A 12,680-nucleotide genomic window follows, 5' to 3' on the forward strand; every position below is an offset into this window, starting at 1 on the left:
AAGGCAATTTAATGATCGTTCTCGGCTTGGAAACTTCCTGTGATGAGACAGGTTTGGCGCTTTATGACAGTGAAGTCGGCTTAAGAGGTCAGGTACTGTATAGTCAAATTAAACTCCATGCTGAGTACGGTGGTGTGGTGCCTGAACTTGCTTCACGTGATCATGTAAGAAAGTTAATTCCATTGATTAATCAATTGCTTGAACAAAGTGGTGTGAACAAATCCGAGATTGATGCGGTTGCTTATACGCGTGGACCGGGTCTTATGGGCGCACTGATGACAGGTGCATTATTTGGTCGCACATTGGCATTTGCACTCAATAAACCTGCAATTGGAGTGCATCATATGGAAGGTCATATGCTTGCACCACTTTTATCTGCTCAACCACCAGAATTTCCGTTTGTCGCTTTATTGGTTTCTGGTGGACATACCCAACTGATGGCAGCACATGGCATTGGTGAATATGAAATATTAGGTGAGTCTATAGATGATGCAGCAGGGGAAGCCTTTGATAAAGTTGCAAAAATGTTGAAACTTCCTTATCCGGGTGGCCCAAATATTTCCCGTTTAGCAGAACAAGGCGATAAAAATGCCTTTGAATTTCCACGCCCAATGTTGCATCAAGGTTTGGAGTTTTCTTTTAGTGGTCTAAAAACTGCGGTTTCAGTGCAACTGAAAAAACTAGACGGTGAAAATCGTGATGCGGATATTGCAGCTTCATTTCAAGAAGCTTTAGTCGATACCTTAGTCAAAAAATCTGTGAAAGCACTAAAGCAAACAGGTTTAAAACGTTTGGTGATCGCAGGTGGGGTGAGTGCCAACAAACGTTTACGTGAACGTCTTGAAGCAGATTTAGCAAAAATCAAAGCGACTGTGTATTATGCTGAACCTGCACTGTGTACTGATAATGGTGCAATGATTGCTTTTGCAGGATATCAGCGTTTAAAAGCAGGACAAAAAGATGGTTTGTCAGTTACCACCACACCACGTTGGCCGATGACTGAATTAAGCAAGCCTGAATAGATTTTTAGTCAAAGAAAAAGAGGCATTTGCCTCTTTTTAATTATTTTACGCCAATAATTGTTGGATGCTCAGAGTTGAAGTCAATGTAATGAGGACCATTTCTGAAAGTTCTACAACTATATACATCTCCAGATTTATCTTTAAAGTAAAATTTCCATCCTTTAGTATTGATAAAATTAATACGATATTTGAAATATATATGTGGAGACTCTATAACCTCACCACTTTTAATCCCAATATGTTGAGCGTCTGTCGATGTTTTACTTATTGAGTTTGGAACCCATTCTAACTCTTTAAAATCATCTTTATTTTCAAGCTCTGTAATTAGATTAACCTGAGAAAGTTCATTCGTTAAACCTTCAAGAGTGTAACCCGCTGATTTTGGATAACCTACAATATATTTCTGTCCGTCTAAACTAATGTGCTCTAACTCTAAATATTCATTATTTTCAGTTAAGTTTAATTTAACACCATTCATGATTTTTACCTCTACACCTTTATAATGTGTGGAGATATTAAAATATTTTAAATGGCAGGTTTAAACTATACCTAGATTTAGGTATTTTAACAGTTGGTATGGAAATAATATTAATAAATTATTTAATGGTGAATGATTTTTTAATATAATTAATCCAACTCTGCATCTGAAAATATTTCAATCATAAACTCAGGTTTATCTAAAGCCTGTCTAAAAATGAGAATAAATTTCTTTAATGCTTCAGCATCATCTGAATAAGCACAAAACATATCTGCTTCAGGATCAAATTTAACAACTTCAACCAATTCAGGAAGTTGCTTATCTACATAAGCACTGGCCAATGATGCCCAATCATAACCATTGCCTTCGACACCTTCATCAGCACGACTTTGAAAAATTTGCGATTGGAAATCTGGAGGTGTTTCAAAAAGTATGCTGACTATATTTTGCTCGCCATGTAAGTGTCGTGATACTTTGAAAATACAATGAATTTAATTTATGCATTTTCAATTTTTCTATTGACAGATTTAACTAGCATACAATTTAGAACACCACCGGAAATCTAAATCACTCAAATACACAGAACAGCTATTTTCATGTTCTACCCAAAAGAAAGGCTGAATGATTTCTTTAAAATTATGAATACTCATTATGATCTCGCTTTATTGGAATATGATTTTTAAGTTGAACTATGATTTTTAGTGTAAAGCCGATTGACGTTCGGCATTGTTGAAATTATGAAATGGATCATGATTTAAATGTGATATTTATGAGAAATAAGAAAAATACAGTTTGAACACATTTCAAAAAAATAAAAATTTCATAGATTTGTCATTGAAGCCCATTAGCATCGAAACACAATTTATCAGTGTGAAAAACAACAATGAAACAACAGCTTTTGGCACTCTCAATTTTAACGGCGATGACTTTGGTTGGGTGTGGAAATGATAAGGATAATGGGGATACAAGTAAACCTGAGCCTAAAATATTAACACAAGAAACACCTTTGAAATTTGCTGACAAAAATTGTTGGTTGGGTGGAACTGCTAAATCGAGTGGTTTGGATTTAAATACTAATGGTAAGTTAGATATAAATGAAATTCAAAAAACAGAAAATGTGTGTTTAACAAAAAATGTATTTGCCAATGGTGTCCGTCTAAGTTATGAAATTATGGACATTAAAGGCATCGCAGACGGTGCAAAAGCAGGCAATAATATCGAGTTTCGTCGTGGTGGTTTTGGGTCGGATTTGGTAGCTCATCCCACTGAAAAAAATCAATTTTATGCGCTGACAGATCGTGGGCCAAACGCAGATTATAATTTAAATAAAGACAATGGGAAAATGTTCCCAGATCCAAGTTATACGCCACGCATGGGTTTATTTGAAGTGCAAAGCGATGGTACTGTCAAAAAACTGAAAGAAATTTTATTAAAAGATCGTACAGGCAAAAATATCACAGGATTGCCGAATCTCAACTTTGGTGCGACCAAAGAAGCAGCGTATGATGTGTATGGAAAATTACTCAAACAGCAAACTGATGAATATGGTTTAGATCCTGAGGGGATCGTTGCGCTTGCTGATGGAACGTTTTGGGTGAGTGATGAGTATGGTCCGCATATTGTACATTATGATGCGAATGGCAAAGAAATAGACCGTATCAATGCGTTTGCAGAGGATAATCGCCGTGTTGGAGGATATTTGTTACCTGCTGAATTTTCAAAGCGTCGTCCAAATCGTGGCATGGAAGGTTTAACCATCACGCCTGATGGTAAGACACTGGTTGGGATTATGCAGTCCACAATGGACAATCCAAACGCAGAGGTTAATAAATCTGATTTAACTCGTATCGTGACGATTGATTTGACGACTAAAACAGTAAAACAATATCTGTATAAGCAAGAGGGTGGTACAAAGGCATATTCTAACTCTGCGATTACTGCTTTAAGCAACACTTCATTCTTAGTGCTTGAACGTGATGGTGATTTTTACAAAGACAATCCTGATGTCTTTAAGCGTGTTTATAAAATTGATCTGCGTAATGCGACCAATTTAGAAGAGATCAAAGAAACTGCCCAAATTAAACAAGATCAGAAACTAGGTTTGACTATTGATGGGTTAACTTTAGAGCAATATGTTTTAGCAAAAGGTTGGGATGGCTTAAAAGCCCTGAATATTGTTTCATCTGCAAAAACTTTAGTTTTAGATATGAATAAGCAAGTTAAATTTCCACATGACAAAATGGAAGGTTTATGGCTGATTGATCAACAACGTTTAGGTTTAATCAATGATGATGATTTTGCGCTTTGGGTCAATAAAGGTGTGCTCGAACAGAAATATTTAGATAAAGATAAAAAAGTGATTGATGGAAATACTTTATATATCATTGATCATCTTGATCTAAAACCATTACCTTGATGCTTTAAATTATAGATGAACAGTGTGATTTCATGCTGAGATCACACTGTTATTGACTTTATATTAGTACTTTTATGACTCATTCAGCAGAGATTAAATTTTCAAATTTTTATATTTTTATGACCTTTTTAAGGTTAGGCTGCATTGCATTTGGTGGACCTGCGGCACATATTGTTTTATTTCATAATTTTTTGATTAAGAAGTTATGCTGGTTAGATGAGCAAGAATATTTTAAAGTTTTGGCATTAGCGCAAATCATTCCAGGACCCACCAGTAGTCAAGTGGGGATCACCATAGGGTATTTAAAAAATGGTTACTCAGGGGCTTTTTGTGCTTGGTTAGGCTTTACTTTACCTTCTGCGATCTTGATGGCAGGCGCAGCATGGTTGGGGCAATATTTTTTTGAAAACCTGAATCTATATTTTTTCCACATCATTCAACTGATTGTATTGGCTGTGGTATTTTGGGCATTTTGGCAAATGTTACGCAGTCTTTGCCACCATGTTTGGCAATATATCGTCATGTTGTTTTCAGCAATTTTTATTTATGCGGTACCGTTATCTGCCAATCAAATTATTGTTATATTGCTCGCTGCAATGGTGGGATTATTTTTAGCTCAAAAAAAAACCAAACAAAATGAAGAGGTTGAAAAAAACCGATTTCAACTTAAAAGTTCTAAAGCCTATTTTTGGTTAATCTTATTTGCCTTGCCATTTTTATTATTTCCTATTTTAAATTATTTGCATCCATCATTATTTATACAAGGCTTTGAACATTTTTATAGCTCAGCGTCTTTAGTTTTTGGTGGTGGGCATATTATTTTGCCCTTGTTACATCAGGATTTTGTTGCGACAGGCTTAATCTCAAATGAAAAATTTGATTTAGGTTATGCGATTGCACAGTTAATGCCAGGACCTTTATTTAGTTTTGCCAGTTATTTAGGTGCATTATTACCGTTTACATCATCGACTTTAATCAATGCAAGCCTTGCGACCATCATGATTTATTTGCCTTCATTTTTATTGGTTTTTGGAACTTTGCCGTATTGGTCTTGGTTGATGCAACAGCAAAAAATCTATAAAGCCATTCAAGGGATTAATGCCGCAGTGGTGGGCTTATTACTATGCTTGATTATACAAATGACTGAAAAATATATTGTGCAATGGTTGGATGTTGTATTTGTCATCGTGGTAATTTTATTATTAAAAACGAAACTACCTGTGTGGTTAACACTGATTGCAAGTTTTGTGAGTTATTATATTTATTTAAATACTTTTGTTATGTCATAAAAATAGACAGTGTAAAAATGCTGTCTATTTTTATTTAACTTATGACTTTATTTAAATCATAAGGCTTTTAATTTTTCTGAACCAATCCAATGTTTTGAAAATTGATACGCTGCACGACCAGAGCGTTGTCCACGACTTTGACACCAACGTAAAGCCTCCGCACGAGTCTCATCATTGAAAGGCATATTTTCTTTTGCTAAATAATGCTCAACGATTTCCAAATACAGATTTTGATCCATTGGATAAAAAGACAGCCATAACCCAAAACGGTCTGATAAAGAAATTTTTTCCTCAATCGCTTCTTGAGGGTGTAACTCTTTATATTGAGGGACATCAACTTTGGTGACAGGGGTATTTTCATGCATAAATTCAGGCAATAAATGGCGGCGATTACTGGTTGCATAAATAATAAAATTACTTGAACCTGACTGTAACGAGCCATCTAAAACACTTTTTAAACTTCGATAATTTTCATCCTCTGCATTAAATGCCAAATCATCACAATATACGATAAATTTTTCAGGACGATTTTGAATAATTTTTTGAATTTCAGGTAAATCAGACAAATCATCACGTTCAATTTCAATTAAGCGCAAGCCTTGATCACGATATTTGGTTAATAACGCACGCACAATAGACGATTTACCTGTACCACGAGAACCTGTGAGCAAAATATCATTGGCTGGAAAACCATTTAAAAATTGTTCTGTATTTTGCAAAATTTTATCACGTTGACGTTCAATGCCTTTTAAATCGTCTAAATGCATCGCCTTAGGTTGATAAATAGGTTTCAATTGCTTGTCTTGCCAACGATAAGCAGGTGCAGAAAAATCAGTTTCTTGTTTGGGTTCGGGTAATACATGTTTCAGTTGTTCAAGCACGGTTGAAAGTGATTGGATCAGAGAATCAGGTAAATCAAAAGATGCCATAAACATTCACTAAAAAATTATCATTTGATGAGATATTAGCACTAGAATCCTTAAACTGTGAATGTGATACAGTGAAAATGAACATCCTAGTCAAGAAATAGTCGCTTTTAGTAATTGATTATGTAAACACAATTCCGCATAGTCGAATGAATCGAATACTCTATTTTTAGGGTGAATTACACAGGATTTTGTGGCATATGAAAATAGAATTCAAACATGAAATTAACCCACATCAAGCATATCGTATAAAAAAACTAAAAAGGCAACTTGAACACGCTGAAAATTATGAAGAATGGAAGGCAATCGCACTTAAACTCGATGAGGAAAGTGGCACACAAGAATGGAAATATGATAATAGTTCAGCTTATTTTGATGCCGAAATCATTTCGCATCGTTTAAATATTTTAAGACGTTATCGCCATCAAAAACGCACAGCCGATTTGATCTATATTTTAAGTGAAGGTTTAAGCCACGATATTGCTAATATCGCCCATCCATTGCTTTTTACAGAAACCTATGTAGGCACTAAAAAACTGATTGAAGATTATGTCGAAGAAGTCAGTCAAAGCTTGGCATTTGTAGCGTCTGCGGCATGTGAAGATTTAAGTTTAAAAGAAAAAATCGAATTTTTTAAAAATTGTGAAATGGTGTACGGACATCCTGCAATTATGTTTTCAGGTGGCGCGACGCTTGGTTTGTTTCATACAGGGGTGTGTAAGGCATTAATGGAACAAGACCTCATGCCAAAAGTCATCTCTGGCTCAAGCGCAGGTGCAATTATGACGGCAATGCTGGGAATCTCCGAGCCAAGTCAGATTCCTGATATTTTATCTGGTGAGCATTTTTATAGTGAAGCTTTTCATTTTAGAAGTCTAAAAGAATTACTCAAGGGCAATGGTGGTTTTGCGGATGTTAAATATCTAAAGAAGTTTTTGGTGGAAAATTTGGGGGATTTTACCTTTGAAGAAGCTTATCAAAAATCTGGCTTAGATATTAATATCAGTGTTGCACCTTATAATGTGTCACATGAAGATGCGCGTATTATGAACAAATACACTGCACCAGATTTGTTGGTGTGGAGTGCTGTGCTAGCATCCTGCGCAGTTCCGATTTTATTTCCACCAGTACGCTTAACAGGGAAACGTTATGATACGGTGCATACACCTTATCTTGCGAGTACACGTTGGGTTGATGGCAGTGTGCGCAGCGATTTTCCGCAAGAGAAAATGTCACGTTTGTATAATATCAATTACACCATTGCCAGTCAGGTAAATCCGCACATTGTCCCATTTATGCAAACCGATACTGAGCGTTTTAGAAAGGATTTACTCAGTTGGCCAGAGCGGATTGTGCGCAAACATGGTAAAACCATTGCCATGGATGTAATGGATTTTACCCGAGATCGCATGGGACGTATTCCATCAGTGCGCAGGCTTTTAGAGCATGGCTATGGCATTATTGACCAACGCTACTATGGCGATGTGAATATCATTGGAAATCATAGTTTGAAACATTATCAATATATGTTGCAAAATCCTCGTCCTGAACTCTTCCAACTTTTACAAAGAGAAGGCGAGCGAGCGACTTGGCCTAAAATTTCAAGTATTGAAACCCATGCTCGTATTGGTAAAACCATTCAACATTGCTTAGAAGTGTTAGAATTTAGCCTTAAAAATAAAGCAACATCAGCACAACTCGTTGATGCATGAGCAAACAGCAACTTGGTAAAGCACTGAATTCTGCCCGAAGCCAAAGCTTTGGGCGTAGAGTGTATTGCCTAGAAAATACCACAGGTAAATATTGGGTCAAACGCCAACTTATTCATGTGAGTGCTGAGTATGAACGTGGATTTTTAAATGAATTAGCAATTTATACACGGTTAAACTATTTAGAATTACCAGATCAAAATATTCTGTGTAATTTTTCGATTTCAGACATCAAAGATAACGCGCAAAATTATTCAGGCTATTTAAATCAAGAACTATGTGTAGCACATACAGATGCACTTTTTGCTGACAATCCCTTAGAAATGGCATGTTCTAAAGTGATACAGGTGTTAAAACAGAGCTTGGATGTGCTGGAAAATTTACATGAATTAGAGTTTATTCATGGTGATTTGAAAAGAGAACATTTTAGGCTATTAAATGATGCGGTCAGTTTAATTGATTTTGAACAAACGTGTCATTTTGATGATGTGAAGCAGATGCCAAATACAGCAACGCCACGTTATATGGCACCTGAACTTTTTCATGCAAAGCCGAAATCTATACAAAGTGATATTTATGCTTTAGGGATTATTTGGCTAGAGTGGCTGACGCAAGAAAAACTACAAGCAAAAACCTACCAAGATTGGGCGTATTTGCATTGTCAAAGCTTAAAGATTTATTTACCTGAGTCATTTTCAGTATTTTTAGAAATCTTGGAGCAAATGTTAAACAAACAAATCTCTCAACGTTGTATAAATATTTATCAAATAAAACAAGTATTAAGCCAAATTGTATAAACAAAAAGCGAAGACCGATGATTTTGTTTTATATTTAAACAAATAAGTCTATTTTTTGAAAAAAGGACTTGTCAGACGATAATGATCTCTATAATATACACAGCCATTGGGGACGTGGCGAAATTGGTAGACGCACTGGATTTAGGTTCCAGCGCCGCAAGGTGTGAGAGTTCGAGTCTCTCCGTCCCCACCAAGCATTTATTAAGTAGCTTAAAAACTTAATAATCTGCAATAGAGGATTGGTGTAATGGTAGCATGACGGTCTCCAAAACCGTTCGTCAAGGTTCGAGTCCTTGATCCTCTGCCAAAATTTAGTTGTAAAATTAGGGACTTATTTAAGGTCCCTTTTTTATTGCATCTTTTTATTATAATTCTTGTTTTACATATAATCATTACGCTAGTTTTAGATCACTGGCGTTCAATTGTAAATGAATAAAAAGAACAGGGTAATTTAAACAAACCTGTTCGAATGATCAAAGTCTAAAAACAAAGTTAAACTCATTTATTTTTCAATAAATCCTTCAATTGATACAGTTGTGCTAACGCTTCACGAGGGGTTAAGTCATCTACTTCAATATTGGCAAGTGCTTCTAATGCAGCAGAAGGCTTTTCGATTTCAATAATTTTTTCAATCACTTCAGGTTCAACCTGCATATCAGTAAATAAATCATTTTGCACAGTGTGATTGAGTTGTTGATGTTGCTGTTTTTCTAATGTTTTTAAACGTTTTTGTGCTTCTTTAATTACACTTTCAGGAATACCTGCCAGTTTTGCGACTTGTAAGCCATGACTTTGACTTGCAGGACCTTTCTGCACTTTATGCAATAAAATTAAATTACCGTTGAGTTCTTTGGCAGTGACATGATAATTATCAATTGCATTTTCTTTAGCGAGTTCAGTCAGTTCAAAATAATGTGTAGCAAATAGACATAAACATTTAATACGCTTGGTTAAATCAAGCACACATGCCCAAGCCAATGATAAACCATCATAAGTACTGGTGCCACGCCCGACCTCATCCATTAAGACTAAGGACTGATTGGTTGCATGATGTAAAATTTGTGAAGTTTCAGTCATTTCCACCATAAAGGTTGATTTTCCTGAAGATAAATCATCTGCTGAACCAATACGGGTAAAGATACGATCAATTGGTCCAAGTTGTGCTGATTTTGCAGGGACGAAACTACCACAATAAGCAAGCAAGCTGATCAAGGCTGTTTGACGCATAAAGGTCGATTTACCGCCCATATTTGGGCCAGTGATAATCGCCATACGATGATTAAAATCAAGTTGGGTATCATTTGGGGTGAAAGGAGTTTTGCTTAAAGACTCCACCACAGGATGACGACCCGCAATGATATTTACCCCAATCTCGGGACTATATTCAGGACGACTCCAATTGTTTAAACGCGCCTGATGGGCAAAATTTGCTAGCAAGTCAATTTGAGCAATGGCACTGCTCATCATCTGCAAGTTGGCAATATCCGCACGTAACTCTTCCAAGAGCATTTCAAATAATATTTTTTCACGTACCAATGCGCGTGATTCGCTAGAGAGCACTTTATCTTCAAAGGCTTTGAGTTCTGGCGTGATATAGCGTTCAGCATTTTTTAAAGTTTGACGGCGGATATAATGCTCTGGTGCTTGCTCAGCTTGTGCACGTGTTAATTCGATATAATAACCACTGACACGGTTATAGCCGATTTTTAAGGTGCTAATGCCAGTATTTTCACGTTCTTGTATTTCTAAATCAATTAGGAATTGTCCAGCATGATCACGAATTTTACGCAATTCATCTAGTTCACTGTCAAAACCTTCAGCAATCACATTGCCATCACGTAATAAAACAGGTGGATTTTCCACAATCGCTGACATCAAGCGAGCATGTAAGCCATTAAAATCACCGAGTTCTTGATTAAGTTGTTGCAATAATTCAGTTGATTTTGTTTGTTTTAAAATCGGTTGTAGTGCATGTCTTAAAAATGGAATCTGTGCGCATGCTTGACGTAATTGCACCAAATCACGTGGACGAGCACTCCCCAAAGCGACTCGACTCAAAACGCGTTCAATATCACCTATTTCCTTTAAAACCAGACGAACAGGCGCTTCATGATAACCTTTGAGTAAAATATCAATTGCATCTAAACGTGCATCTAAAATTGCCGTATCACGCAGCGGTTGCATCAGGGTACGACTCAGTAAACGTCCACCCATTGCGGTTTGTGTGTCATTGATCAAAGAAAATAAAGAAGTTCCGTGTTCAAATAGTGGTTCAATAATTTCTAAATTACGGCGTGTCACTGGATCAAGTGCAATAAAATCACTACTTTGTTCAAGCTTGATCGAGCGAATATGAGGTAAAGCCGTTTTTTGAGTTTCTTTAGCATAGTGAATCAACGATGCCGCAGCCGCTTTGGCTAAAGGTAAATGATCAATCCCAAAACCCGATAATGTTGACACAGCAAATTGATCACATAAGGTTTTTTGCGCATTGTTAATATTAAAATCAACATTTGGACGCTTGGTAATTGGGCATTCGATTTGTTTTTTAATCGCCTCAATTATATGTGTATCTACCAAATCCTCATCAATTAAAATTTCACTTGGCATCAAACGTGCCAATTCCAAAGGCAAATTTTCAGGTTTATATGCTTGCTGTTGTACTTTGAAAATACCAGCACTTAAGTCTAACAGCGCAATTCCCATTTGATTTTGTTGGATACACAGTGCAAGCAAGTTGGAAGTTTGATGTGCGGTTAATAGTGCATCGTCGGTTAATGTTCCAGGTGTAATAATCCGTACCACAGCACGCTCAACAGGCGCTTTACCTGTAACTTCTCCGACTTGTTCGCAGATCACAACGGTTTCGCCTTTTTTGACTAAGCGAGCCAAATAACCCTCTGCGGCATGAAAAGGGACACCTGCCATTGGAATCGGGTTGCCGTTGGTTTTGCCACGATGGGTGAGAGTGATCCCTAATAATTTGGCTGCTTTTTGTGCATCATCAAAAAATAATTCGTAAAAATCACCCATGCGATAAAACATGAGTGAATGTGGATGTTCGGCTTTTACTTTTAAGTATTGCTGCATCATTGGAGTGTGGTTTGAAATATTCGCCATGATTTCAGTCATATTCATAAAAAATAAAAACCTTAAATTAAATAGAAATTAGGGACTTGAGACTCTCACATTTTACAAAAGTAGCATAAATATAAATTAAGCTTTAAAAGGATCGTACTTTTAGTGAGCTTTTAAATTTTGATTTTGGCAACTTATTTACAGTAATGGAGATCATTCAGTAAATTTTTCAATTTTAGCAAAGATCAATAAATTAATAAAAAGGAAAAGCCAAAACGTGGGTAAATTATTAAGACTCTAGACTAACACGACTATTCTGCTAGTTTAGAGTATTAATAATGGAGGACTTACGCTGGCGGTATTAAAAAATGGACAGTGTTCTAAAAAGTATGCTGGCATTACACCGTTAGGTAGGCTTAAGTAAAACTTAATCGTAGTTATGGATTACTCCAATTTTCTGTTTTCTTATTCCATCTTTTCATATCTCTAACTGCTTTACACTCTAAAATCTGACTAGAGATTTTATTTCCATTATTTTGAATAGGGTAAAAAGTTGCAATTTTAGTATTATTCTTGAAAGCCTCAATTTTATTTGCTTTCGAAATTTCTTTAACTATTTTATTCCACGCTTCTGCATCTTCTTTTGAGGTTGTAGTTAATGGTGGTTTTAACCTTTGTCCCCCATCAATACTCAATGATAGATATTCATCACCTAAAAAATTTGCAAAATTTTCTCCCTCTTTACTCACGATAATATTGTTATCATCCTCTTTGATTATAGGTTTTTCATTTGTACAATATATATTCAACTCAATTCCTTGATGATCTATGAGTTTTTCTTCAGGCATATTTCTAAGATAGAAAAAACGACTACCATCTTCTTTTTTCATCGTCCACTCATTTACTTCTGCCAAAACTGAGCTTGATAGCAGCGTCAATAATGTTGCGGAAATTAATTTTTTCAT

Annotated in this window: 10 protein-coding genes and 2 tRNA genes; 7 read left to right on the top strand and 5 right to left on the bottom strand. The window is 36.0% G+C overall.

What is annotated here, in order from left to right; all coding sequences use genetic code 11:
* Positions 1–11 precede the first annotated feature (11 nt).
* A complete protein-coding gene (tsaD, locus tag HUS24_RS01910; protein ID WP_173910367.1) occupies positions 12–1,022 on the top strand; it encodes a tRNA (adenosine(37)-N6)-threonylcarbamoyltransferase complex transferase subunit TsaD in 1,011 nt (336 codons plus the stop codon).
* Positions 1,023–1,062: 40 nt separating this feature from the next.
* Here the strand turns inward: tsaD and HUS24_RS01915 are convergent, their stop codons facing one another.
* Together HUS24_RS01915 and HUS24_RS01920 are read right to left on the bottom strand one after the other, a co-directional pair.
* Positions 1,063–1,500, bottom strand: coding sequence for a hypothetical protein (locus HUS24_RS01915; protein WP_173910368.1), 438 nt, complete (start codon positions 1,498–1,500; stop codon positions 1,063–1,065).
* Positions 1,501–1,649: 149 nt separating this feature from the next.
* On the bottom strand, positions 1,650–1,991 hold the full coding sequence (locus HUS24_RS01920; protein WP_173911375.1) for an Imm51 family immunity protein: 342 nt from the start codon (positions 1,989–1,991) through the stop codon (positions 1,650–1,652).
* Positions 1,992–2,383: 392 nt separating this feature from the next.
* Between HUS24_RS01920 and HUS24_RS01925 the strand changes: the two genes are divergently transcribed.
* The gene (locus HUS24_RS01925; protein WP_173910369.1) at positions 2,384–3,916 is read left to right on the top strand and encodes an esterase-like activity of phytase family protein; all 1,533 of its coding nucleotides are present in this window, start codon (positions 2,384–2,386) and stop codon (positions 3,914–3,916) included.
* Between the two features lie 74 nt (positions 3,917–3,990).
* Entirely contained in the window at positions 3,991–5,205 is a 1,215-nt protein-coding gene (chrA, locus tag HUS24_RS01930; RefSeq protein ID WP_173910370.1) for a chromate efflux transporter, read from the top strand.
* A gap of 56 nt (positions 5,206–5,261) precedes the next feature.
* Here chrA and HUS24_RS01935 read toward each other — a convergent pair whose 3' ends face one another.
* Positions 5,262–6,134 (bottom strand): ATP-binding protein, encoded by an 873-nt coding sequence (locus HUS24_RS01935; protein ID WP_173910371.1) that lies wholly within the window; start codon positions 6,132–6,134, stop codon positions 5,262–5,264.
* 197 nt (positions 6,135–6,331) lie between these two features.
* Here HUS24_RS01935 and HUS24_RS01940 point away from each other — a divergent pair, with 197 nt between their 5' ends.
* From HUS24_RS01940 to HUS24_RS01955, 4 genes are all read left to right on the top strand, one after another.
* A complete protein-coding gene (locus HUS24_RS01940) occupies positions 6,332–7,843 on the top strand; it encodes a DUF3336 domain-containing protein (RefSeq protein WP_173910372.1) in 1,512 nt (503 codons plus the stop codon).
* Entirely contained in the window at positions 7,840–8,637 is a 798-nt protein-coding gene (locus HUS24_RS01945) for a protein kinase (protein WP_173910373.1), read from the top strand. Before HUS24_RS01940 ends, HUS24_RS01945 begins: the two co-directional genes overlap by 4 nt.
* Before the next feature lie 108 nt (positions 8,638–8,745).
* Positions 8,746–8,830, top strand: a tRNA-Leu gene (locus HUS24_RS01950).
* 40 nt (positions 8,831–8,870) lie between these two features.
* A tRNA-Trp gene (locus tag HUS24_RS01955) sits at positions 8,871–8,944 on the top strand.
* A 191-nt stretch (positions 8,945–9,135) separates the two neighbouring features.
* Here the strand turns inward: HUS24_RS01955 and mutS are convergent.
* Together mutS and HUS24_RS01965 are read right to left on the bottom strand one after the other, a co-directional pair.
* A complete protein-coding gene (gene mutS / locus HUS24_RS01960) occupies positions 9,136–11,775 on the bottom strand; it encodes a DNA mismatch repair protein MutS (RefSeq protein WP_173910374.1) in 2,640 nt (879 codons plus the stop codon).
* Positions 11,776–12,152: 377 nt separating this feature from the next.
* Positions 12,153–12,680, bottom strand: a complete 528-nt coding sequence (locus tag HUS24_RS01965) for a hypothetical protein (RefSeq protein ID WP_173910375.1) — start codon at positions 12,678–12,680, stop codon at positions 12,153–12,155.

Origin of the sequence: Acinetobacter sp. Marseille-Q1618, from assembly GCF_902809855.1 — a bacterium.
GTDB lineage: Bacteria > Pseudomonadota > Gammaproteobacteria > Pseudomonadales > Moraxellaceae > Acinetobacter.

Coding starts and splice junctions, on each gene's coding strand:
- tsaD (WP_173910367.1), top strand. CDS start 12: ATGATCGTTCTCGGCTTGGAAACTTCCTGTGATGAGACAGGTTTGGCG.
- HUS24_RS01915 (WP_173910368.1), bottom strand. CDS start 1,500: ATGAATGGTGTTAAATTAAACTTAACTGAAAATAATGAATATTTAGAG.
- HUS24_RS01925 (WP_173910369.1), top strand. CDS start 2,384: ATGAAACAACAGCTTTTGGCACTCTCAATTTTAACGGCGATGACTTTG.
- chrA (WP_173910370.1), top strand. CDS start 3,991: ATGACTCATTCAGCAGAGATTAAATTTTCAAATTTTTATATTTTTATG.
- HUS24_RS01935 (WP_173910371.1), bottom strand. CDS start 6,134: ATGGCATCTTTTGATTTACCTGATTCTCTGATCCAATCACTTTCAACC.
- HUS24_RS01940 (WP_173910372.1), top strand. CDS start 6,332: ATGAAAATAGAATTCAAACATGAAATTAACCCACATCAAGCATATCGT.
- HUS24_RS01945 (WP_173910373.1), top strand. CDS start 7,840: ATGAGCAAACAGCAACTTGGTAAAGCACTGAATTCTGCCCGAAGCCAA.
- mutS (WP_173910374.1), bottom strand. CDS start 11,775: ATGAATATGACTGAAATCATGGCGAATATTTCAAACCACACTCCAATG.
- HUS24_RS01965 (WP_173910375.1), bottom strand. CDS start 12,680: ATGAAAAAATTAATTTCCGCAACATTATTGACGCTGCTATCAAGCTCA.